At 33.2% G+C, this 23,556-nt stretch carries 23 protein-coding genes and 2 tRNA genes; 10 read left to right on the top strand and 15 right to left on the bottom strand.

The window, feature by feature from the left end; translation table 11 throughout:
* Positions 1-30: 30 nt before the first annotated feature.
* Complete coding sequence (locus tag QLQ95_RS05690) at positions 31-387, top strand: MerR family transcriptional regulator (protein WP_095931802.1); 357 nt, start codon at positions 31-33, stop codon at positions 385-387.
* A 372-nt stretch (positions 388-759) separates the two neighbouring features.
* A complete protein-coding gene (locus tag QLQ95_RS05685) occupies positions 760-1,467 on the top strand; it encodes a DUF6090 family protein (RefSeq protein WP_482502988.1) in 708 nt (235 codons plus the stop codon).
* A gap of 64 nt (positions 1,468-1,531) precedes the next feature.
* Here QLQ95_RS05685 and QLQ95_RS05680 read toward each other — a convergent pair whose 3' ends face one another.
* Entirely contained in the window at positions 1,532-1,954 is a 423-nt protein-coding gene (locus QLQ95_RS05680) for a helix-turn-helix domain-containing protein (protein ID WP_482502986.1), read from the bottom strand.
* A 353-nt stretch (positions 1,955-2,307) separates the two neighbouring features.
* Here QLQ95_RS05680 and QLQ95_RS05675 point away from each other — a divergent pair, with 353 nt between their 5' ends.
* Entirely contained in the window at positions 2,308-2,958 is a 651-nt protein-coding gene (locus QLQ95_RS05675) for a hypothetical protein (protein ID WP_482502985.1), read from the top strand.
* Between the two features lie 81 nt (positions 2,959-3,039).
* Here QLQ95_RS05675 and QLQ95_RS05670 read toward each other — a convergent pair.
* The 3 genes from QLQ95_RS05670 to QLQ95_RS05660 all read right to left on the bottom strand — a co-directional run bounded on the left by QLQ95_RS05670 (position 3,040) and on the right by QLQ95_RS05660 (position 4,753).
* A tRNA-Val gene (locus QLQ95_RS05670) sits at positions 3,040-3,117 on the bottom strand.
* A gap of 153 nt (positions 3,118-3,270) precedes the next feature.
* A tRNA-Val gene (locus QLQ95_RS05665) sits at positions 3,271-3,348 on the bottom strand.
* A gap of 178 nt (positions 3,349-3,526) precedes the next feature.
* Positions 3,527-4,753, bottom strand: coding sequence for a bifunctional folylpolyglutamate synthase/dihydrofolate synthase (locus QLQ95_RS05660; protein WP_482502983.1), 1,227 nt, complete (start codon positions 4,751-4,753; stop codon positions 3,527-3,529).
* A gap of 130 nt (positions 4,754-4,883) precedes the next feature.
* On the opposite strand from QLQ95_RS05660, the gene QLQ95_RS05655 reads away from it, so the two are divergent.
* Entirely contained in the window at positions 4,884-5,579 is a 696-nt protein-coding gene (locus tag QLQ95_RS05655) for a MotA/TolQ/ExbB proton channel family protein (RefSeq protein WP_095931805.1), read from the top strand.
* A gap of 3 nt (positions 5,580-5,582) precedes the next feature.
* Positions 5,583-5,978 carry an ExbD/TolR family protein gene (locus QLQ95_RS05650; RefSeq protein WP_008464192.1) on the top strand — a complete coding sequence of 132 codons (396 nt, stop codon included), beginning with the start codon at positions 5,583-5,585 and terminating at the stop codon, positions 5,976-5,978.
* A 261-nt stretch (positions 5,979-6,239) separates the two neighbouring features.
* On the opposite strand, the gene QLQ95_RS05645 is transcribed toward QLQ95_RS05650, so the two are convergent.
* From QLQ95_RS05645 to QLQ95_RS05635, 3 genes are all read right to left on the bottom strand, one after another.
* Positions 6,240-7,145 (bottom strand): energy transducer TonB, encoded by a 906-nt coding sequence (locus QLQ95_RS05645; RefSeq protein WP_250837510.1) that lies wholly within the window; start codon positions 7,143-7,145, stop codon positions 6,240-6,242.
* Between the two features lie 303 nt (positions 7,146-7,448).
* The gene (locus tag QLQ95_RS05640) at positions 7,449-8,675 is read right to left on the bottom strand and encodes a Glu/Leu/Phe/Val dehydrogenase dimerization domain-containing protein (protein ID WP_095931807.1); all 1,227 of its coding nucleotides are present in this window, start codon (positions 8,673-8,675) and stop codon (positions 7,449-7,451) included.
* A 142-nt stretch (positions 8,676-8,817) separates the two neighbouring features.
* Positions 8,818-9,393, bottom strand: coding sequence for a chalcone isomerase family protein (locus QLQ95_RS05635; RefSeq protein ID WP_320492964.1), 576 nt, complete (start codon positions 9,391-9,393; stop codon positions 8,818-8,820).
* A gap of 491 nt (positions 9,394-9,884) precedes the next feature.
* Between QLQ95_RS05635 and QLQ95_RS05630 the strand changes: the two genes are divergently transcribed.
* The 4 genes from QLQ95_RS05630 (at position 9,885) to QLQ95_RS05615 (ending at position 13,524) form a co-directional block, all read left to right on the top strand.
* Positions 9,885-11,027 (top strand): acyl-CoA dehydrogenase, encoded by a 1,143-nt coding sequence (locus QLQ95_RS05630; RefSeq protein ID WP_320492965.1) that lies wholly within the window; start codon positions 9,885-9,887, stop codon positions 11,025-11,027.
* A 133-nt stretch (positions 11,028-11,160) separates the two neighbouring features.
* A complete protein-coding gene (locus QLQ95_RS05625; RefSeq protein WP_482502980.1) occupies positions 11,161-12,138 on the top strand; it encodes a M20/M25/M40 family metallo-hydrolase in 978 nt (325 codons plus the stop codon).
* Positions 12,139-12,173: 35 nt separating this feature from the next.
* Positions 12,174-12,851, top strand: coding sequence for an SDR family NAD(P)-dependent oxidoreductase (locus QLQ95_RS05620; protein ID WP_482502979.1), 678 nt, complete (start codon positions 12,174-12,176; stop codon positions 12,849-12,851).
* A gap of 76 nt (positions 12,852-12,927) precedes the next feature.
* Positions 12,928-13,524, top strand: coding sequence for a SprT-like domain-containing protein (locus tag QLQ95_RS05615; protein ID WP_095931812.1), 597 nt, complete (start codon positions 12,928-12,930; stop codon positions 13,522-13,524).
* A gap of 90 nt (positions 13,525-13,614) precedes the next feature.
* Here the strand turns inward: QLQ95_RS05615 and QLQ95_RS05610 are convergent, their stop codons facing one another.
* The 6 genes from QLQ95_RS05610 to gcvP form a co-directional block, all read right to left on the bottom strand.
* Positions 13,615-14,376: an ABC transporter ATP-binding protein gene (locus QLQ95_RS05610; protein WP_482502977.1), complete on the bottom strand. Its 762-nt coding sequence runs from the start codon at positions 14,374-14,376 to the stop codon at positions 13,615-13,617.
* The gene (locus QLQ95_RS05605; RefSeq protein ID WP_250837501.1) at positions 14,376-15,122 is read right to left on the bottom strand and encodes an MlaE family ABC transporter permease; all 747 of its coding nucleotides are present in this window, start codon (positions 15,120-15,122) and stop codon (positions 14,376-14,378) included. Before QLQ95_RS05605 ends, QLQ95_RS05610 begins: the two co-directional genes overlap by 1 nt.
* 79 nt (positions 15,123-15,201) lie before the next feature.
* Positions 15,202-16,050 (bottom strand): glycosyltransferase family 2 protein, encoded by an 849-nt coding sequence (locus tag QLQ95_RS05600; protein WP_428238870.1) that lies wholly within the window; start codon positions 16,048-16,050, stop codon positions 15,202-15,204.
* A gap of 128 nt (positions 16,051-16,178) precedes the next feature.
* A complete protein-coding gene (locus QLQ95_RS05595; RefSeq protein WP_095931815.1) occupies positions 16,179-16,706 on the bottom strand; it encodes a methyltransferase in 528 nt (175 codons plus the stop codon).
* A 282-nt stretch (positions 16,707-16,988) separates the two neighbouring features.
* Entirely contained in the window at positions 16,989-18,047 is a 1,059-nt protein-coding gene (locus tag QLQ95_RS05590; RefSeq protein WP_095931816.1) for a 3-oxoacyl-ACP synthase III family protein, read from the bottom strand.
* Between the two features lie 401 nt (positions 18,048-18,448).
* Positions 18,449-21,298, bottom strand: a complete 2,850-nt coding sequence (gene gcvP / locus QLQ95_RS05585; RefSeq protein ID WP_320492968.1) for an aminomethyl-transferring glycine dehydrogenase — start codon at positions 21,296-21,298, stop codon at positions 18,449-18,451.
* A 198-nt stretch (positions 21,299-21,496) separates the two neighbouring features.
* On the opposite strand from gcvP, the gene QLQ95_RS05580 reads away from it, so the two are divergent.
* Positions 21,497-22,306, top strand: a complete 810-nt coding sequence (locus QLQ95_RS05580) for a UbiA prenyltransferase family protein (protein ID WP_482502974.1) — start codon at positions 21,497-21,499, stop codon at positions 22,304-22,306.
* A 324-nt stretch (positions 22,307-22,630) separates the two neighbouring features.
* Here QLQ95_RS05580 and QLQ95_RS05575 read toward each other — a convergent pair whose 3' ends face one another.
* Positions 22,631-23,026 (bottom strand): DUF1090 family protein, encoded by a 396-nt coding sequence (locus QLQ95_RS05575; protein ID WP_320492971.1) that lies wholly within the window; start codon positions 23,024-23,026, stop codon positions 22,631-22,633.
* Between the two features lie 70 nt (positions 23,027-23,096).
* Complete coding sequence (locus tag QLQ95_RS05570; protein ID WP_482502972.1) at positions 23,097-23,552, bottom strand: SRPBCC family protein; 456 nt, start codon at positions 23,550-23,552, stop codon at positions 23,097-23,099.
* Positions 23,553-23,556: the final 4 nt, after the last annotated feature.

The raw sequence follows: 23,556 nt of genomic DNA, 5'->3' as shown, positions 1-23,556 counted from the left end.
TGTTGTTTTTTATTGAAAAAAATAAATGTTATGCTTGTAAACGAACTATCAAAAAAGACAGGATTGTCGATTCATACTATTAGATATTACGAGAATTTAGGAATGATCAAAGGATTGGCGGATGAAAAGGTGACATCTAATAACTATAAACATTACGATGCTAATACTATTGAGCGTTTAGAAATTATTATAGAAGCAAGAGAAGTTGGTTTTACTTTAGCAGAAATAAAAAAAATATTGATTAGCTGGTTCGAAACGACTGACTCAAAACCCGAAACGCTAGAGCTTTTTCAAGCTAAAATAAAAGAGATTGATGATAAAATGAGATATTTCAAACAGACTAAGAATCTTCTTGAAAAAGTATGTGAGAAAATACAAAAGCAATAATGGTAGATTGTTAAAGTCTAAAAGCGTAGAAAAACTCCTTAAGAAATTGAGGAGTTTTTTTGTGGTTCTTAAAGCTATTATGTGAGATTTGAAGAAACTTGTAACTTAGAATATTAATTTTTTATGTAGTATTTAAGAAATTAATAAGAGGTTTTACAAATAGTATTATATTCGCTTTTAAATAAAAGTTGGGAACTAAAGCGAAAAAATGATTGCATTTATTTAATGAATTTAGTGATTTTCGATAATGCCACTAATTGAATAGATGCGAATGAAACAAGTATATGTTTCTGATTTTGAACTCATAGAATTGAATAACGTACTAAAGTAAACTACAAATAACAACCAAAGTTAAAATTAGAAAACTAAATTATGCAAGAAGAAATAACCAAGCATTCAAACAAAATTTACAAAGCTGTGAAAAAGCCAGAACACACAGTAGGTGAGAAAGTAAAAGAGATTATTATAGAAATATGCATAATCGTTTTCGCTGTTACACTTTCAATATCGCTGCACAGTTGGAGCGAACATAGGCACCAGCAAGAAGAAGTACATGTGTTTCTGGCTAATTTAAAAAATGATTTAAAGAATGATATAGAAAGTATTGACAGAGAAGTGGGAATGTACCAAAAAACAAACGGAGACTACGAAAAAATTTTGGCATTAACGCCTTCTCAACTAGATAGTATTTATAAATCTAAGAGTAAAGTTAATTTCCCAATTCATTCACATGGGCAAACATTGACTATAGGTAATTATGAAAGTTTTAAATCAAGTGGTAAACTTGGCTATATTGAAGACGAAAAATTGAAGCAGAAAATCTTAAACTATTATCAAATATTTGTTCCAGCTGCTAATGAAGTGGACAAAATGTACACTGAATTTTTGTTTAAGTGTTTTGATAAAGAAATAGAAAATGCAGATAAGCCAGAAAAAGAATTATATTCAGACCCTAAATATAAAAAGACACTCGAATATCTTGTTAAACTAGGTAGGAATAACATAAGGGTTTATAAAGAAAATACAAAACCGCTCGCAGTTGAACTTATTAAAGAAATTGACAAAGAGTTGGGCAAATAAAAAAAGTTAAAGCACAAAAAAAACTCCATTAGAAATAATGGAGTTTTTTTTGTGCTTTAAAAGGTTATTTTCCTTTTACTATTTTTTCGAGATATTCAACTTTATCTTTTTCGGCTTGGATTAAGCGTTCGTAAAGTTTTTCTTTTTCTCCGTAAAGTTCTACAATTTTATCAAGCGGATTAAAATTGGGTTGAACATTAATTGAATTAATTGTTGAACTATCGTGGCTAGTATTGGTAAAAGTATTGTTTATGATATTTAATACCATATCATCACAATAATTTTTAATAGCCTCTACAGTCACGCCAAGCGCTTTTGCAACTTCAGCTAGTCTTGTGTCGTCTATAGTTTCACTGTTTTCAATAGCAGAAACCGTTTGCTGGCTTGTGCCTAAAGCTTGCGCCAAAGCCTCCTGTTTCATGTCGCGAAGTTCACGAATACGGCTAATATTTCTTCCGATATGTTTTGGTCTTGATAGTGTGCTCATAATTCAAAGATAATAATTAAGTGAATAAACCAGAACTGTAAAAAACAGATTTTAAATGTATGTTACAGATTTTCTTTGGGAGCGGTAAACAAAAATACAATTTTTATGGTAAGTATTTTGGGATTGTAGATTTTGTATTTGAAACTTAAATTTTAGATAAAGATTTGTAGCATGTTAATCAATATTAAAATTATTCTTGTTTTCAATGAAATACATGCTAAATGTAAATGCCAAAAGTGAACAAGACATTGAAAATCTATTTGATAATTTTTAAAGAAATGTTTTTATATTAGTAATGGATAAGTTTAAATTTATTAGACCTATATCTAAATTTAAATAAGATTTTACGAAATATGATAAAAAAAGAAGATATAGAAACAAGTTTAGTTGTATCAATTGCAAAATCAGATTTAAAAGAAATTGTAAATGATATAGCAGAAATATCTTTGGATACATTTTTTGATGACGGAATGATTAAAGATGTTCCAATAATCGGATCATTGGCTAAGCTTTATTCTGCTGGAAAAAATATTCAGGAAAAGATATTTGAAAAAAAGATCATAGCGTTTTTACTTGAAACTGAAAAGGCAAAAAAAGAATCTAAAAATAAATTTTACGATGATTTAAATAATGATGAATCCTTAAGAAAAAAAGTTGGAGAACAAATACTTGTAATTCTAGAAAAGATAGATGATTTAGAAAAACCAACTATACTTGGAAAGCTATTTAAAAATTTTATGGAAGAGGAAATAAATTTTGAGATGTTTCACAGACTTGCTACAATTATTGCAAATTGTTTCCTGCCTGATTTAAAAAAACTTTCTATTTATAAAGATAAGAGCCAGTTCAATACTTTTACTTCTATTTCATTAGAAAATTCAGGATTGGTTTATATGTATCATGTTAGACCAGAGATTTTCGATGCTGATGGTAATCAAACCGGTGGTAGTCTGTATAGAATAACAAAGCTTGGGCAAGAATTGTTAAAATTAGGTATTATATAAAATCAGATAATTTGGATTGAATTTGTAATTCGTGTCTGTAAAATGCATAAAAAAAACTCCTTAATTTCTTAAGGAGTTTCTTGGTGGGCGATGAGGGGTTCGAACCCCCGACCCCCTCGGTGTAAACGAGGTGCTCTGAACCAGCTGAGCTAATCGCCCTATTTTATTAGGTTGCTATCGTTTGTGATTGCGAGTGCAAATATACGTTTGTTTTTGAGTTCTGCAAACAATTTTTAATTTTTATGAATTTTTAAATATTCTTTTCAGTCCTCTTATTTAAAACAAAACTCCTTAATTTCTTAAGGAGTTTCTTGGTGGGCGATGAGGGGTTCGAACCCCCGACCCCCTCGGTGTAAACGAGGTGCTCTGAACCAGCTGAGCTAATCGCCCTATTTTACTAGGTTGCTATCGTTTGTGATTGCGAGTGCAAATATACGCTTGTTTTCGAGTCCTGCAAAGAAAAAAGAATAAAAAATAAAACTTTTTTAAAAATAACTCATATCTATTTGTTTATGAATTTGTTATTAAAATGAATTTTTTAAAGTTTTTTCTAGATCAAAAGTATATTTTAGTTCAAAGGCAATTCGGCAACGACAAAAGTGCTTCCGCCAACATAAATAAAATCATTTTCCGATGCCTTTTTCTTCGCTTCCGCGAAAGCGATGGCTACAGAATCGTATTTTTCTCCAATCAAATCATGTTTTTTTGCTTCGCTTTGTAAAGTTTCGGCAGGCAAAGCTCGTGACGAATCTGGATTGCAGAAATAATATATAGCTTCTTTTGGGAAAAGAGGCAAAATAGAATCCAGATCTTTATCATTTACAACTCCTAAAACTACATGAAGTCTCTCGTATTTTTCATTCTTCAGCTGATTCATTACAACCGTTAACCCGTGTTTGTTGTGAGCCGTGTCGCAAATAATTTTTGGGTTTTCTCCCAATTGCTGCCATCTTCCTTGCAAACCCGTATTTTTTACAACATGCAATAAACCTTCTTTCAACTGTTCGATCGAAATTTTAAAATCGGTTTCATTATTCAAAATCGAGATCGTCTGCTGAACCGTTTTTTTATTATGAAACTGATAATCTCCAATTAAGTCCGATAAATAAATCTGATCAATTAAATCTGAAGCAAAAGAAATCGGTGCGTTGTTTTCTTCGGCTTTAGCCAAAAATACTGGTTTAGTTTCATCGGTATATTCGCCAATAACAACAGGAATATTCGGTTTTATAATTCCCGCTTTTTCTCCAGCAATGGCTTCCAATGTATTTCCTAAAAACTGAGTATGATCTAAACCAATATTGGTAATTACCGAAACCAAAGGCGTAATAATATTAGTAGCATCCAATCTTCCGCCCAAACCAACTTCGATAATCGCAATATCTACTTTTTCTGCAGCAAAATAATCAAAAGCCAAACCGACCGACATTTCGAAGAAACTCATATCATTTGCTTCAAAAAAATCTTTGTGTTTTGCGATAAATTCAATCACGAATTCTTCTGAGATTTCTCTACCGTTTATTTTTATTCTTTCCCTAAAATCTTTCAAGTGCGGAGAAGTATATAATCCGACTTTATAACCTGCTTCTTGTAAAACAGACGAAAGCATATGTGAGGTAGAACCTTTTCCGTTTGTCCCCGCAACGTGAATACATTTTAGCTCGTTTTGCGGATTATCAAGATGAGCCGCCAACAATTTGATATTCGTTAAATCTTCTTTATACGCCGAAGCACCTTGCAATTGGTACATTGGAAGTTGATTAAACATCCAATTGGTGGTCTCTTGATAGTTCATTTGTTTAGATAAAATGGTTGTTGATTGAAATAAATTTCGATTTTTGTAGTTTAATATTACAGCGAAAATTATCTTTATTGCAAATTTCAAATATTTTTTAGAATTAATTATTAAAAACCAGAATTAATATATGTTTAGTTTTATTCAGTTACAAACAGATACAATCGCAAATGCTTCAAATGTAGTGATCGAGAAGATTGCAGCGCCGCAAAATGAAATTTCAATGTTTGGTTTCATCATGAAAGGGGGAGTGTTTCTAATTCCGATTGCGATTTTATTGTTTTACACTATTTACTTGATTTTTGAACGTTATATGTACATAAGCCGAGCATCTAAAATTGATAGCAGATTAATGCAAGATATTGGCGAGAAATTACATTCTGGAAATATTGAATTAGCAAGAACAATTGTAGAAAGAAATAATACTGCGGCCGGAAATATTTTAAAAGAAGGTGTTTTGGTAATCGGAAGACCAATTTCAGAAATTGAAGCCAACATGGATCGTGCTGCCGATATCGAAATTGGCGAAATGGAAAGACATTTAGGTCATCTTGGACTTATTGCTGGTATTGCACCAACGTTAGGTTTCATCGGAACGATTTCTGGGGTTATTAAAATTTTCTATAGCATTTCGGTTACAGAAAACATTAGCATCGGAAACATTTCTGGAGGTTTATACGAAAAAATGATCAGTTCTGGTTCTGGATTAATTGTGGGTATTATTGCGTATAGCGCTTACCACTTGTTGAACGGAAAGATTGATAATTTTGCTTTAAAAATTCAGAAACAGATTTTAGAATTTGTCAATATAATTCAAAGAGCATAAGTCATGTCTATTAAAAGAAAAAGAAGATTTCACGCCGAAGTTGCAACTTCATCTTTGAGCGATATCATGTTTTTCCTGCTGTTGTTTTTCTTAATTATCTCAACACTGGCAAATCCGAATGTGATTAAGATGACATTGCCAAAAGCTAAAGCGAATGAAAAGACCAATAAACAATTAATTAGTTTATCGGTTACCGAAGATAAAAAGTTCTACATTGACAAACAGGAAGTAGATTTTGAAAATCTAGAAACGAGTTTAATGTCAAAAATAGGAACAGATAAAGAACAAACTGTTGTGGTTCGAATTCCGTTTAACCTACAAGTTCAAGACTTGGTAGATGTTTTACAGATAGGAGTAAAGAACAATCTGAAGTTTGTAATTGCAACAAGTCCGAAATAGATTTAATATTAGGGCGTGACAATAAAAAAATGGGCCAATCAACGTTACGCTGATTGGCCCATTTTTTTATTCGAACAAAAAGAAAACAACATAATCTTGTCATTTCGACGAAGGAGAAATCTTCGCAAGTAACTCCGCAACGAGAATCCAATCTTTGTATAGCTTCTCACGAAGATTTCTCCTTCGTCGAAATGACAAACTGGACGGAAACAAAAAGGCTTTCAGAATTTCTGAAAGCTTTTTTTATGTTGTTTTAAGTTTTTAATCCAAACTGAAATTGTAAATAATTTTTCCAACTTGTTTTGCAGGAGCATCACTATCAGATTCCCATTTGGTATTCATTGCTGCAATTCTTGCTTGATCTAATAAACATTTTGCAGTATTGGTTGTTCCTTTAATTCCTGCAGTCGCACTTATTGTTTTACCATTTTGATCAACGCTTACTTCAACAACGACTTTTCCTTCTTCGTTGCAAGTATATTTTGGTGCAGGTTTAGAAAGGGCTTTTCTGTTTCCTAAAGAATATCCAGATCCTCCACCAGAACCGCCCCCACTTCCAGCTCCGTAACCGCTTCCTGTGCCAATACCATTTCCAGTTCCGTTACCGCCTCCAGTTCCTCCGCCAGAGCCACCAGATCCGTAATATCCGTTAGAGTTTAAACTTCCGTTCGCTTTTCCTTTATTTCCAGCTGCTTTATCATCTCCATCGCCACCTTTATTAGAACCTTTCATAATACTAGCTAAAGCATCATTTGTTGAGTTAGAAACTTTTGGTTTTTCTGGTACCGGTTTTTGTATCGGTTTTTCAACAGGAACAGGTTTTTTCGGCTTCTCTTTGGTCGGAATAACAACATCATTATCAGCAGTTGTATTTTCTTGACTAATTATAGCTTCTTCTTCGGGAGTTGCTTTTGCAGGTGCTTGTTTTACATTGTTTTTTACATCCAGAACTTCGCTTTTATAATTGGCACCAGAGCCTAAATCGCTGTCTCCGAAATTTACAGTTACGCCACCGCCACCTCCGCCGCCATCAGCAAGAGCTACATTGTTTTCTGGATTATAAGGAGGCCAGAAACGTATAAAAAGCAACAATAGAATTATTGCCGCATATATAGCTGTTGTGAATAGCAATGATTTCTTTTGATCTGTAGAAATAGACGAACTCATTTAGATTCTGAATTTTGAAATGTATTATTTTAAAAACGTTTAAAAGTAGTAAAAATTGTTTAGAATGAAAGAGAGAATTTAACCGCTAAGTTCGCAAAGGTTTACGCAAGGTTCGCAAAGCGATTTGTTTTTAAATCTCGCAAAGTCACGAAGTCGCAAAGTTTTTCTTTTTTTAGTTTTTTTGTGACTTCGCGACTTTGTGAGAAATAACCTAACGTTCTTTGCGTAAACCTTTGCGAACTTTGCGGTTAAAAAAACGAGCCAACAATAATGCGGCTCGTTTAGATTGAGATATAAATCAATTTACACTAACTGTTTCAATGCAATTTCAAAAGCAGTTGCGCTGATATTTGTTTTTGATTGACTTAAAGCATGAGCTTTTACAATCGCATTTTTAATTGTGTCTGAAGTATCGTTAAAAATAGCCTCATCTGTCATTTGAACTTTTTTCTCCATGAAATAAGCAAAAACTCGTGCCATTCCACAGTTTGAAATAAAGTCTGGAATTAAACTTACCTTACGGTCAACTTCTTCCATAATAGAACCAAAGAAAATTTCCTTGTCAGCAAAAGGAACATTCGCACCGCAAGAAATAACTTCCAATCCATTTGCAATTAAACTATCAATTTGCGCTTGAGTTACCAATCTAGATGCAGCACATGGAGTGAAAATCTCTGCGCCGATTGTCCAGATTTTAGAATTGATTTCATCAAACGGGATCATATTATCCGCAACCAATTTATTTCCGTCTTTATTTAAAAACAACGTTCTAATTTCTTCAAAAGAGAAACCTTCTTCTTTTATTAATCCACCGTCGCGATCGATGATTCCGATAACTTTTGCGCCCATTTCGGCTAAATAAAAAGCAGCTGCAGAACCTACGTTTCCAAAACCTTGTACGATTGCTTTTTTACCTTTTATGTCTCCGCCATAAGTTGCGTAAAAATGACGAACCGCTTCGGCAACGCCATAACCCGTAATCATATCGGCAACTGTATATTTTCTAGTTACGTCTGGAGAGAATTTAGGGTTTTCGATAACCTTAATTACACCCTGACGTAATTGACCAATTCTATTGATTTTATCAGCTTCTGTTGGTTTAAAGTGTCCATTGAAAACACCTTCCTGCGGATGCCAAACACCACATTCTTCTGTCATCGGAATAACTTCGTGAATCTCATCAACATTCAAATCTCCTCCAGTTCCATAATAGCTTTTCAATAACGGAGAAACGGCTTTGTACCAACGTTGCAAAACACCTTTTTTGCGAGGATCGTTTGGGTCAAAGTTAATTCCAGATTTAGCTCCTCCAATTGCAGGACCAGAAACTGAGAATTTAACTTCCATAGTTTTTGCCAATGACAAAACTTCATTCATGTCTAAGCCTTTTCTCATTCTTGTTCCTCCACCCGCAGCTCCTCCACGAAGTGAATTAATTACAGTCCACCCTTCGGCTTCTGTTTCAGAATCTTTCCAATTGAAAACAATTTCAGGTGCTTTGTTTTCAAATTGTTGTAATAAATCTTTCATTTTGTTGTGATATGTTTATTTTGCGTAAATGTATAAAATAGAATAATGCGAATAATGTATTTTGCAGCAAATTTAGCAAACAAAAAAGAAAAGCCGAAAACTATCTGGTTTTCGGCTTTCTGAATATTTAAAAAATTAAGAACTATTGTCCTAATAAGTGTTTTTTCAAAGTTTCGTCAACTGGTTTGTCAGAAAGCCAGATTCCGAATAATGCTTTTTTGAAATCAAATCCAGGAATTTTTCCTTTCAAAACTTCATTTTTAGAAACGTAAACATTTTGGTCAAAAGGGTTGTAAGCTAAAACAAATACATCTTTTTCTGTAATTACGTCACTTAAAAAACTTTTTAGCTGTTCAATTCTAGGGCGTAGTTGTTCAAGATTTGCTCCAGCAGATTTTTCAAAACCTGTGTTCATTGCTTTTGTCAGTTTGTTTGAAGAAACCATAGAAGAAGTAATTTCAATTCTGACAGCCATTTCAGTATCACTATCAATAATGAATTGCGGATCTTGAGCTAATTGAGATAAATACAATGCCTGAACATATACTTCCAGCCACATTTTTGATCTTCCGCCTGCTCCGTTTAATTGTAATGACTTGCCTTGAAATTCTATTTTTCTAGGAACTGTCACACCGTTAACTTCGATTTGAGTTTGTGCTGAAACAGTAGAAAATGGTAAGCTTAAAAGGATTATCAGTAAAAGTAAAATCTTTTTCATATTCTATCAATTTATTATTTTTAAGGCAAAAATAATAGTAATTTATTAATATTTGGTTCATTTTTAGAATGTTTTTTTTCTGTAAAATATACATTTAATTTTTCTATTACATTAAAAATCAAATTAGTAGGACTAGTTTTACGTAGATTTACGTGTTTTAAGAATTGTTTAAGGATTGACTGATATAAATCCTTCATAAATGTTCGTTTTTTTAAGCTTTAAAAAGAAAAATTGGCTTTTAAATTTTAAAAGAATTGTTGCGAGATTAATGCTGATTTGAAGAAAAAGCTAAATAATCACGAAAACGTTATCGTAATCTTTGCTGATCTATTAATTTTATATGCGCGCATTGTAATTACACTTTTAAAAAGTATCTTTGGAAGCCTTTGAACTGAAAAGTTTTAGGAGCTGAAAAAAAACAAAAACATAAAAAACCATCAACTGAAATTTGTTTTGAAATTTTGGTTGAAAAAACTTTAAAGAATACTACTATGGATTTTAATCTTACCGAAGAACATTTAATGATTCAGCAGGCAGCAAGAGATTTTGCTCAAAATGAATTATTGCCGGGAGTTATTGAACGTGACGAACACCAGACTTTTCCAACGGAGCAAATCAAAAAAATGGGTGAGCTTGGATTTATGGGAATGATGGTTGATCCTAAATATGGAGGAAGCGGTTTAGACGCTATTTCTTATGTTATTGCAATGGAAGAAATTTCTAAAGTAGACGCTTCTGCATCTGTTGTAATGTCTGTAAACAATTCATTAGTTTGCTGGGGATTGCAAGAATATGGTACTGAAGAGCAAAAACAAAAATACCTTCCAGGTTTGGCTTCTGGAGAAATTCACGGAGCTTTTTGCTTAAGTGAACCTGAAGCAGGAAGTGACGCAACTTCTCAAAAAACAACTGCGGTTGATATGGGAGATCACTATTTAGTGAACGGAACTAAAAACTGGATCACAAACGGAAATACAGCATCTGTATATTTAGTAATTGCACAAACACATCCAGAATTAAAGCACAAAGGAATTAATGCTTTGATTATGACTAAAGATATGCCAGGTTTTTCAGTTGGTCCGAAAGAACAGAAAATGGGAATCCGCGGTTCTGATACACATTCATTAATGTTTTCTGATGTTAAAGTTCCAAAAGAAAATAGAATTGGTGAAGATGGTTTCGGATTTAAATTTGCAATGAAAACTCTTGCAGGCGGAAGAATTGGAATCGCTTCGCAAGCATTAGGAATTGCTTCAGGAGCTTATGAATTGGCTTTAAAATATTCTAAAGAACGTAAAGCTTTTGGAACTGAAATTTGCAACCATCAGGCAATTGCTTTTAAATTGGCAGATATGGCAGTAAATATCGAAGCAGCGCGTCATTTATGTATGAAAGCAGCTTGGGATAAAGACAATCATAAAAATTACGACGTGAGCGGTGCAATGGCAAAATTATTTGCTTCGCAGGTTGCAATGGATACTTCAGTTGAAGCTGTTCAAATTCACGGAGGAAACGGGTATGTAAAAGAATACCACGTAGAGCGTTTTATGCGTGATGCTAAAATTACTCAGATTTACGAAGGAACTTCTGAAATTCAGAAAATCGTAATTTCTAGAGCAGTTATTGCTGGATAAATAGATTTCAAAATAAATTTTAAAACCCTTTCAGCTTTTAGTTTGAAAGGGTTTTTTTATGAATATTCTATTACTTTTCATAAGTTTATAGTCCAATAATAGTATTATCAATTATCAATAAAAACAGAAAACCATGAGAAAGCTATACTTTTTGCTTCCATTTATTTTTTTAGCGTGTAAATCGGGAACTTCAACTTCAAATGAAAGTGGAGCAAAAACAGATTCAAAGCCATTAGAAATTAGCTATAAAGTAAAAGAATCTGAAATTTCAGATTTTCTAAAATATCTTTCTTCTGACGAATTGGAAGGCCGTGAGACAGGAACGCAAGGAATTGAAAAAGCTGCGGTTTTCTTGGAAGACTTTTTAAAGAAAAATAAAATCAAACCCTATTTTAAAACCTATCGCGATACTCTGACTAATTTTGATTTGCCAGCTTTCAACATTGTTGGAGTTATTGAAGGAACAGATCCTCAATTAAAAAAAGAATTTGTGGTCCTGAGCGCACATTACGATCATATTGGTTTAGAGAAAAAAGAACAAGCCGATAAAATAAATAATGGGGCAAACGATGATGCTTCTGGAGTAACTTCTGTAGCTGCGATGGCAAAATATTTTAGCGAAACTAAAGCGAATAAACGAAGCATCTTAATTGTGTTTTTTGCTGGAGAAGAAAAAGGATTACTAGGTTCAAAAAGTTTAGTAGAGAAATTGAAAAAACAAAATTTCAATCTTTATACACAATTAAACATAGAAATGATTGGTGTGCCAATGAAACGAGATTATTTGGCTTACATAACTGGTTTTGATAAATCGAATATGGCGCAAAAAATAAACGAATATACAGGAAAAAACACCATTGGATTTTTACCGAAAGAAGCAGAATATCAATTATTCTACCGCTCTGATAATTATTCGTTTTTTCAAGCTTTTGGAAAACCATGCCAATCCCTAAGTACTTTCGATTTTGAAAACTTTGATTATTATCACCATGTTTCAGACGAATTTAAATTAATGGATATTCCTCATATCACAGCATTTACACAAGAATTATTGCCTGCAGTAATCAAAATTGCGGTTTCGCCAACGCAAGAAATAACGATGAACAAATAAGAGGCTGTTTTACAGCATTTGATTATTTTTGCTACATGAAAAATATTATCGTTACAGGAACAAGCAGAGGAATTGGTTACGAATTAGCCTTGAAATTTGCCGAAGCAGGTCATCAGGTTTTGGCCATTTCCAGAAAAATACCGCAAGCACTTTTAGAACATCAAAATGTAAGTTGTCTGTCTGTTGATTTGGCAGATGAAACGGCTTTGGATCAGGTTGACAATTTTCTTTCTTCAACCTGGAAAAAAGTAGATGCAGTGGTTCATAATGCGGGGGCTTTGCTTTTAAAACCTTTTGAGCAAACTACGCAGGCAGATTTTGAAAATATTTATAAAGTGAATGTTTTTGCTGTTGCCAATTTAACTCGTATCTGTATTCCTTATTTAGAAAAAGGAAGTCATGTTGTAACAATTAGTTCAATTGGTGGAGTTCGCGGAAGTTTAAAATTTGCTGGATTAGCGGCTTACAGTTCGAGTAAAGGAGCCGTAATTACTTTAACTGAATTATTGGCTGAAGAATATAAAGAAAAAGGAATTTCATTTAATGTTTTGGCTTTGGGTTCTGTTCAAACTGAAATGCTAAATGAAGCTTTCCCTGGTTATCAAGCTCCAATTTCTGCTGAAGGAATGGCAACTTATATTTATGATTTTACATTAAATGGAAATAAATATTTTAACGGAAAAGTTTTAGAAGTTTCTTCAACAAATCCGTAAATTAAATTCCAAAATAAAAAATCCAAATTCCAATTTTAAAACGTCTAACATCTAACAGATAACATTTAACTTTAAATTGAGCGAAACTTTAGCTAAATATATTCCTGAACACGCGGTAAAACCTGTTTTCGATTTGATAGTGGCCAATCAGGTTCACTTGAAAATTGTAAACGAGCGTCAGACGCGTCACGGTGATTATAGGAGAGGACCAAGTGGAAAGCATGAAATTACGGTTAACGCAAGTTTGAATAAGTATCGTTTTTTAATTACGCTGATTCATGAAATTGCACATTTAGTTGCTTTTGAGAAATTCGGACGAAATATAAAACCGCATGGAAATGAATGGAAATATACTTTTCAGCGTTTAATGGTTCCGTTTATTCGGCCAGAAATATTTCCAGGACAGATATTACCGCTTTTGGCAAGACATTTCAAAAATCCTTCAGCGAGTAGTGATACCGATACTACTTTGTCTTTGGCTTTAAAACAATATGACAAAGAAAATGATAAAAATTACGTGTTTGAAATTCCGTACGGAAGTATTTTTAGAATTAAAAATGGTAAAGTTTTTAAAAAAATAGCCGTTAGAACAAAGCGTTTCGAGTGTTTAGAAATCAGCTCTGGAAAGACTTATCTTTTTAATCCGAATGCAGAAGTAGAATTGATCAATTAAATTCCAAGTAAGAGAGAATAAAAAATCCCAAATTCCAAAGTTTACTACAATTGGAATTTGGGATTTTTAATATTGGAATTTTTAAAAGGACTAGCCTTTTAAATAGGCTTCTCTTACTTTTTTGAAAAGGTTTGAAGAATAAACAAATTTAACTACTGCCTCATTGTCGGTCGTAAAGATTTCTTCTTTTGTTCCTTGCCAAGCTTTCAGACCTTTCTTTAAGAAAATAATATTCTCACCGATTTCCATTACAGAGTTCATATCGTGAGTATTAATTACAGTTGTAATATTGTATTCTTTTGTGATTTCTTGAATCAAGTTATCAATCAAAGTCGAAGTATTTGGATCTAAACCAGAGTTAGGCTCATCACAAAACAAATATTTCGGATTGTTTACAATTGCGCGAGCAATAGCCACACGTTTCTGCATTCCTCCAGAAATTTCAGAAGGCAGTTTCTTGTGTGCATCGATTAGATTTACTCTTTCTAAAACAAAATCAACGCGTTCTTTGATTTGCGCTTTGTTGTTATTAGTGAACATTTTTAATGGGAAAGCTACATTTTCTTCAACAGTCATTGAGTCAAATAACGCACTTCCCTGAAATACCATTCCTATTTCGGTTCTCAAGTCACGTTTTTCATCTTTGTCTAAATCAGAATAAACCCTTCCGTCAAATTCAATTGTTCCTGAATCTGGCGTGTGAATTCCTAATAGCGTTTTTAATAAAACTGTTTTTCCAGATCCACTTTGTCCAATAATCAAGTTGGTTTTTCCAGTTTCAAATACCGTCGAAACGCCTTTTAAAACTTTGCTATCCCCAAATGATTTTTCTATATTTTTTACTTCTATCATTATCCTAATAATAATTGAGTTAATATATAATTAAAAAGAATGATACAAACAGAAGTCCATACGAATGATGTTGTACTTGCTTTACCAACTTCTAATGCACCACCTTTCATATAATATCCGTGAAAAGATGGGATTGTTGCCAATAGCATGGCAAAGATTAAAGTTTTAATAAAGGCATAAGTAATATGGAACGGTATGAAATCTTTTTGAGCTCCCATAATAAAATCTGCACCAGTTGAAAATCCTCCGTAAGCACAAGCTATCCATCCACCAAAAATTCCTAAAAACATACTAATCCCGATTACGAAAGGATACATTAATAAAGCGATTATTTTTGGAAAAACAAGATAGTTTACGGAGTTAACTCCCATAACTTCTAACGCATCAATCTGTTCTGTAACTCGCATTGTTCCGATACTTGAAGTAATGTAAGACCCCATTTTTCCGGCCATAATTACCGAAATAAAAGTAGGGGCAAACTCTAAAACTACAGATTGACGTGTAGCAAAACCAATTAAATATTTTGGAATTAAAGGATTGGTTAAGTTTAATGCTGTTTGAATGGCAACAACTCCTCCGATGAAAAAAGAGATAAAGCAAACAATTCCTAGTGAGTCAATAATAAGATCATCAATTTCTTTTAGGATTAGATTTTTCATAACAGGCCATTTAGTCTGTTTGTTGAAAATTTCTTTCAGCATTAAAAAATATTTCCCTACTTGGGATAAATAACGGATTAGCATCATAATTTTTAAATATTGGCTAAATTAAGGATTAGTTTACAGTTTACCGTTTCAGCTGGGCAGTTTTTTAATTTTTTTAAGATTAAAAAAGCTTTTGTTTCATTTTTGCAAAACGATAATTCCTAATAAATTTAGCCTGTTCGGGGGTAACTAATAAAGGAGTATTGGCTTTTTTGGCTTTCCAAAATCCTCTGATATAATCTAAAAACAGAAATGGTTTTTTCTTCATCATCGCCAATTTTGCCGAAGCAATTGCGGTAATCCAAAACCCATAACCTAAAGTGTAAAAAGCTTCGCCTTGTTTGTAACGAGCTGTTTTATTGTAATTTGCTCCCGTTGGTTTTAAATGTTTTACATGTAAAGATTGGTCAGTTACAATTTTCCAATTGTAATATTTACAAAGTAATTCATCAACAGTATCCCAACCCATTGCTGGACGTAAACCGCCAATTTGTTGATAGGTTTCTTTTCTATACGCTTTTAAGGCTCCGCGAATATGATCTTTATCGGTAAGGTTTTCTAAAACCCATTCACCATTTTTATCAATGTAGCAGAATCCTCCAGCCATTCCAACTCTTTCATCTGATTCGAAATGTTTAATAATGGTCTCAAAATAGTTTGGAGGGAAAATTAAATCGCCGTCTATTTTTACAATGATATCATAATTAGAATCTAAAGTTTCAAAACCTTTCTGAAAAGCTTGAATCACTTTACTTCCCGGCATATGAATGGCATCTGAAGTTTTATTTACAACAGAAATATACGGATTGTGTTTTGCAAAACCCAACACGACTTCTTCAGTTTTATCTGTAGAATTGTCATTTACAACCACAACTTTTGATGGCAAAACAGTTTGAGAAACCAAAGATTCTAAAGTCAAGCCTATTAAATCTTGCTCGTTGTGTGCGGGAATGACGATGTAGTATTTCATTTTAAATTCCAAATTTTTAAAAATTCCAAATTCCAATTTTTGAGAATTAATCCCAATCTTCTAAAATTCCAAATTCCAATCAAAGCGGGTTCAATTGGAATTTAGGATTTTTTTATTGGAATTTGCCTTTAGGCTTTTATTTTTTCAGCCACAACAATATAATATCTCGGAGTGAAATATCTTAACAAGGGTCTGAATCCGAATTTTTTTACTGGATGTGTAAATTGTAATCGATCGGTAATTTTCCAGCCTGTTTTTTCTAAAAGCCAATCCAATTGCCAATCTTCAAATTCATGGTAATGTCTGTCCCACATATCGGTTTTAGAACGATATGCTGGCGAAAACCATAAACGTAATGGGATTGAAATTAATAGTTTGTCACATTTTACGTTTTGTAAAACTGTGTATGGATTTAGTAAATGTTCGAAAATTTCAAATGCAGTAAAAACAGTATATTCTTCCGTTTGTAGCGCCGTATGGTCGTTGTCTAAATCTTCGCCTTTTGTGTTTTTTACGGTATAGCCATTTTCTTCCATTATCTTAGAAAACGGATTGGGTACACCAAAATCAAAAATGGTTTCAGATGTGCTAACGTGCTTTTTTAAAAACTCTAAGGTAAGTTTGAATCTTTTATTCGGAAACGTTTTTTCGTACATAGTTATTGCGAACGAATTAATCTCTCGTTCTTGATTTTAATTAGGTCGCAAATATACTAAAAAAGTAATCAGTGTTCAGTTTTTAGTATTCAGTTGCGGTGCTAAGTTTTAAAATGAATTTCTCGCAAAGACGCGAAGTCGCAAAGTTTTGATTAAAAAAATAAACCATATAAGTAATATAAGTTCAATTAAAAGAAAACTTAATTGAACTTATATTACTTTTATGGTTAAAAACTTCGCGACTTCGCGTCTTTGCGAGATTATTTCACTCGACTTTAAATTTTAATATCTATAAACAAAAGCATTAATATTCATTCCAGCTCCAACTGAAGCAAAAATAAGAACATCGCCTTTGTTGATTTCGTGGTTTTCTATTTTTCCTTGTAAAATCAAATCGTATAGAGTAGGAACAGTTGCAACACTGCTATTTCCTAGATCGTGAATACTCATTGGCATAATATCTTTTGGAGCCGTTTTATCGTAAAGTTTGTAGAAACGTTCGATAATTGCTTCGTCCATTTTTTCGTTTGCTTGGTGAATCAGGATTTTTTTTACTTCATCAATTCCAATTCCGCTTTTATCTAAACAGCTTTTCATAGCGCATGGAACATTGCTTAAAGCAAATTCGTAGATTTTACGCCCATACATTTTAATGTATTTAATATCTGGATCTAAATCTGGATTATACGATTTTCCGAAGAAAAGATAATTCGCTTCATCATTGGCATAAGTAGCACTTTCGTAAGACAACAATCCAGCATCATCGGTCGATGCTTCTAAAATTGAAACTCCAGCTCCATCAGAATAAATCATAGAATCACGGTCGTGATCATCTACAACTCTCGATAAAGTCTCGGCACCAATTACCATTACTCTTTTTGCCATTCCAGATTTGATAAAAGCATTTGCTTGTAAAACGCCTTCAATCCATCCAGGACATCCAAAAAGAATATCGTAAGCCACACATTTAGGATTCTTAATTCCTAATTTGTTTTTAACTCTTGTTGCTAAACTTGGTAAAACATCAGTTTGATGCGTTCCTGTTTTTACGTCACCGAAATTATGCGCAAAAATAATGTAGTCTAAAGTTTCTGGATCGATTCCCGCATTTGCAATTGCTTTTTCAGCCGCAAAGAAAGCTAAATCAGAAGAATTGTATTGTGGTTCGGCATAACGACGATTCTCGATTCCCGTAATACCTTTAAATTTTTTAATTACAACTTCATTAGGATAACCAAAAGGAGTTCCGTCCTCATTTAAAAAAACATGTTTATCAAAATCTGTGTTTTTTACTTCTAAATTAGGAATATAACTCCCAATACCAATAATTTTTATTTTCATTTCCCTTTAATTATCCGATAAATTTAGTGCTAATGTATAAATAATATTATGATAACTATCATAAAAAATAGTATGCATGCATATAATTATGAAATAACTATTTTTCTGTAAATATATTGTCTTTTTTCTAATGATTTTTTAATATTTCCTAGATTTCAAACGATTGAAGGAGATTTCGAGGCTAAATTTTTTTTGCTTTTACCTTGATTTTATTGAAATAATTTCACAAAAGATTAGCAGAAAGTTATGTTTCTTTAAATCAGATTTCTTCTTTGTTGTTTGATGTGGAAAGTTTTAGGTTTCAAGTTATTCTAGAACCTGAAACCTGAAAATGGAAACAAAAATAAACCCGACAAGTTTTTAAAACCTGTCGGGTTTGTATATTATAAGAAAACTAAATTTTAGCTTTCCATGTAAGCTTCAATAGGAGCACAGCTACAAACTAAATTTCTGTCACCATAAGCATCGTCAACACGACGAACAGATGGCCAGAATTTATTGTCAGCAATATACTCTAATGGGTAAGCCGCTTTTTCTCTAGTATAAGGGAAATCCCAATTGTCTGTAGTTAACATTGCCAATGTGTGAGGTGCATTTTTCAATACATTGTTTTTATCATCAGCTGTTGCAACTTCAATTTCTTTTCTAATTGAGATAAGAGCATCACAAAAACGATCTAGCTCTGCTAAATCTTCAGATTCAGTTGGTTCGATCATTAAAGTTCCTGCTACTGGGAAAGAAACTGTTGGAGCGTGGAAACCGTAATCCATTAAACGTTTTGCGATATCACCAACTTCGATTCCGTTTTCTTTAAATGCACGGCAATCTAAAATCATTTCGTGAGCAGCTCTTCCGCATTCTCCAGTGTAAAGAATTGGGTAGTGACCCTCGAAACGAGATTTCATGTAGTTCGCATTCAAGATTGCGTGTTCTGTAGCACTTTTTAATCCGTCAGCACCCATCATTGTGATGTAACCATAAGAGATTAAACATACTAAAGCAGATCCGTAAGGTGCAGATGAAATTGCTGTAATAGCTTGTTCTCCACCTACTTTTAAGATTGGGTTGGTTGGCAAGAAAGGAACTAATTTCTCGTTCACACAAATTGGTCCAACACCAGGTCCACCACCACCGTGAGGAATAGCAAATGTTTTGTGTAAGTTTAAGTGACAAACGTCAGCACCAATTGTAGCAGGATTTGTTAATCCAACTTGCGCGTTCATGTTTGCACCATCCATATATACTAATCCGCCATTGTCGTGGATTAATTTTGTGATTTCAATAATTGAAGATTCGAAAACTCCGTGAGTAGAAGGATATGTAACCATTAAGCAAGATAAATCATCTTTGTGCTCAATTGCTTTTTCTCTTAAATCTTCTACATCAATATTTCCTTCTGGAGTAGTTTTCGTAACAATGATTTTCATTCCGGCCATCGCTGCAGAAGCAGGATTGGTTCCGTGAGCCGATGAAGGAATCAAACATACATTACGGTGGCCTTCGTTTCTTGACATGTGGTAAGCACGAATTGCCATTAATCCAGCATATTCTCCTTGAGCACCTGAGTTTGGCTGTAAAGTTGTTCCAGCAAATCCAGTAATTACATTTAATTGCTGCTCTAATTTTTTAAGCATTGTAATGTAACCTTCTGCTTGCTCAACTGGTGCAAACGGGTGAATGCTGTTCCAGTTTGGCATTGAAAGAGGCAACATTTCAGAAGCTGCGTTTAACTTCATTGTACAAGAACCTAATGAAATCATTGAGTGGTTCAACGATAAATCTTTACGTTCTAACTTTTTGATGTAACGCATTAACTGACTTTCTGAATGATGATTGTTGAATACATCATGTGTTAAGAAAGACGACGTTCTTTCTAATGAAGCAGGTAATTGACTAGCTTCAGTTAATTCAGAAACAGAAACCGTTTCTTTTCCTAAAGCTTCAGTAAAAATCGCAACGATTTGGTTGATGTCAGAAACTGAAGTCGTTTCGTTTAACGAAATAGAAATTGTATCAGCATCAACGTAGAAGAAGTTTACTTCGTTTTTCTCTGCTACAGCTTTTACTTTTTGAGCGTCTGCTTTTACTAAAATAGTATCAAAGTAAGCGGAGTTAATTTGAGAAACTCCAATTTTATTTAAAGCCTCCGCAGTAGTAACCGCCGATGCGTGAACTTTGTTTGCTATGTATTTTAATCCTTCTGGACCGTGGTAAACTGCGTACATTCCAGCCATAACTGCTAGTAAAACCTGAGCAGTACAAATGTTTGAAGTTGCTTTTTCACGTTTAATGTGCTGTTCACGAGTTCCTAAAGCCATACGTAAAGCACGGTTTCCATTTACGTCAATAGAAACTCCAATGATACGACCTGGCATAGATCTTTTGTATTCTTCTTTAGTAGCAAAGTAAGCAGCGTGAGGACCACCGTAACCCATTGGTACACCAAAACGTTGTGTAGTTCCAACCACTACAGCAGCTCCCATTTCTCCTGGAGAAGTTAAAGTTGCTAATGATAAAATATCAGCAGCAAAGGCAACTTTGATTTCGTTTTCTTTTGCTTTAGCAACAAAAGCACTATAATCGTTTACCTGACCGTATTTTCCTGGGTATTGTAAAATAGCTCCAAAAAACTCAGTTGAAAAATCAAAGTTTTCGTGGTTTCCAACAACTAATTCAATTCCAATTGGAGTTGAACGTGTTTGAAGTACAGATAAAGTTTGTGGTAAAATTTCTTCAGAAACGAAGAATTTGTTTGTATTGTTTTTCTTTTGATCACGAGTACGAACATCAAAAAGTAAAGCCATCGCTTCAGCAGCAGCTGTACCTTCGTCAAGTAAAGAAGCGTTTGCAATTTCCATTCCTGTCAATTCGATAACAGTAGTCTGGAAATTTAAAATAGCTTCCAAACGACCTTGAGCAATTTCTGCTTGGTAAGGCGTGTAAGCAGTATACCATCCTGGGTTTTCGAAGATATTTCTCTGAATTGGCGCAGGAACGATAGTTGGATGATAACCCAAACCAATATAAGATTTGAATACTTTATTTTTCTTCCCTAATTCTTGAATGTGATTTGCGAATTCATATTCTGTCATCGCAGGATCTAAGTTCAAAGGTGCTTTTAAACGAATATCGTCCGGAAGGGTTTCATAAACAAGTTGCTCAATTGAGTCAACTCCAATAGTTTTCAGCATGTGCTGAAGATCAGTTTCTCTTGGACCAATGTGTCTTAAAGCAAAAGCATCTGTTTTCATTTGTAGCTATCTATTTTTTTTAAATTGATGTGTTCGTACACCATTTTGACATACGAATCACATTTAAAAGTAAATGTGTTGTTTTTTTGTGGCGCAAAATTAAGTATTATTAATAATTTAATAGGTATTTTTAACTTCAATTTTTATCAATTTTATAACTAAAGAGTTGATTTGTTACCAATTGATTAGATTTGAGGCATGAAACTTCTAAAACAAATTTTCGATTTTTATTTAAACAGCAGTATTCACGTGGCTTTATCGTGCTATGCTTTGGTCCGAATTACATTTCATGTGTTTCATATTCAGTACGATGAGCCAATGGCATTGTTTGTTTTTTTCGGAACAATTGTAGGATATAATTTCGTAAAATATGACGCGCTGGTTCGGGTAAAGAAAAGCCCGATAGGAACTCAGCTAAAAATTATTGCTGTTTTGAGTTTTATTTCGGTGGTTTTAGTTGGGTATTATTTTTTTCATTTGAAGAGAATAACACAAATAGTCTCCGTTGGAATTTTTGCCATAACAGCGCTTTATACTTTACCTTTTTTTCCAAATCGAAGAAATGCCAGAAATTGGGCAGGAGTAAAAATCTACATTGTAGCTCTTTGTTGGGTTGGTGCTACTTTGGTTTTACCTTTAATAAATGCAGAAATTCCGTTTACCATAGATTTCTTTATCAAATGCATTCAACGTTTCGTATTGGTTTTTGTACTGATTCTAGTTTTTGAAATTTTAGATTTAGCCAATGACGATCCGCATTTGCAAACCGTTCCGCAGACCATTGGTGTAAAAAGAACTAAGATTTTAGGATTTTCGCTTTTAGTTCCGTTTTGGGTTTTAGGAATATTGACTTTTACGCTTCATGATCTTATCATTAACCTCATTATGGTGGTAACTTTAATGCTGTTTATTCTTTTTGCCAACACCAATCGTTCTAGATATTATACTTCTTTCTGGGTCGAAGCCGTACCTATTTTTTGGTGGTTAATGATTGTGTTTTCTAAATAATATTATTTTGGGCGTGTCCCTCCGGGTCGGGCTTTCGGCTAAATCTTTTATTCCGCTCCGCTGCATAAAAGGATACCGCCTCTATCCCTCACGCAAACCGTAAAATGAGAAAATTTATTTTCAAAAGAAGATTTATTAATTTTTTGAGTTGCCTCCAGTTTTAGCTGGAGGTAAAAAGAAGTATTGAATAAGGCTTTAGCCGAAAGATAAAGTTTGGCTAAAGCCTTCAACATTTGAACACATTTAATCTCCAGCTAAAACTGGAGGCAATTGAAATTAATATTTTAAAATCTGCCTAATCTGCGAAAACAAATTTTCAAAAAACTATTTTGTTTTTTGTTCTGCCAAAGCTTTATTCAAATCTGCTTTAGCCTCATTTAGTTTTTTTCTTTTCTTGTCGATTTTTTCTTTGCTTTCCTTATCCTTAATCGCTTCGTTCAAATCAGCAGTTCTTTCATTGACTTTTTGCTGTTTCTCTTTTACCTTTTTGTCAAGATCTTTGTTGACTGTTTTGGTGGTGCAATTTTTCTTGGTTTGCGCAATCGCTTCTTCAACACCTTTTATCTGATTTTGATTTCCAGCTTTTTTCGCAGCAGCTAATTTTGTGTTTAATTCACAAAGCTTTCTTTCACATCCTTTAAGAGTTGTACAATTACTTTGAGAAAACCCGACAAAAGAAATAACAAAAAGAATTAAAGTCAATATCGTTTTTAATTTCATAAGTATGTTTTTTTTTAATTTATAATTAATTCTTTTTAAGAATAATACTTATAAAATTAAGCAATTTATATTAAACGAATTTTTCAGAAACGGCTTTCAAAACCTTATTTCTTTCCAAAAGAAAATTAGTAAGATGTTTTTGCAAAAGCAAAATGTCAAAAAGTTTACCGAATATACCAAATGGAGTTTCATATTGTAAAAGGTCTTTCATGATCGTATGATTATTTTCTTCTTCAAAAAAATGTTCGTGTTTAAACGACTTGAATTTTCCTTCTTCCATTTCATCCACAAAATAATCATAGAAATTCATTGCAGTGATACGGCTTTTGTGAGTAAGGTAAAGCCCAAAATGTTTACCTCGCCAAGTTACGGTTTGGTTTAAATTAATTAAACTAGACGTTACACCAGCAATTGCTTTTTCTTTTGAAGGACTTGCCGATTGCTGATGAATATCGATATTTCTTGAAGCATCAAAAACGATTTGTTTTGAGGCTTTTATTTTGGTTGTGAGGTATATTGTTGTCATGACC

The organism is Flavobacterium sp. B330r (genome assembly GCF_056824325.1).
The sequence above is the reverse complement of the archived record's forward strand: the minus strand, read 5'-3'. Positions and strand labels throughout refer to the sequence as shown.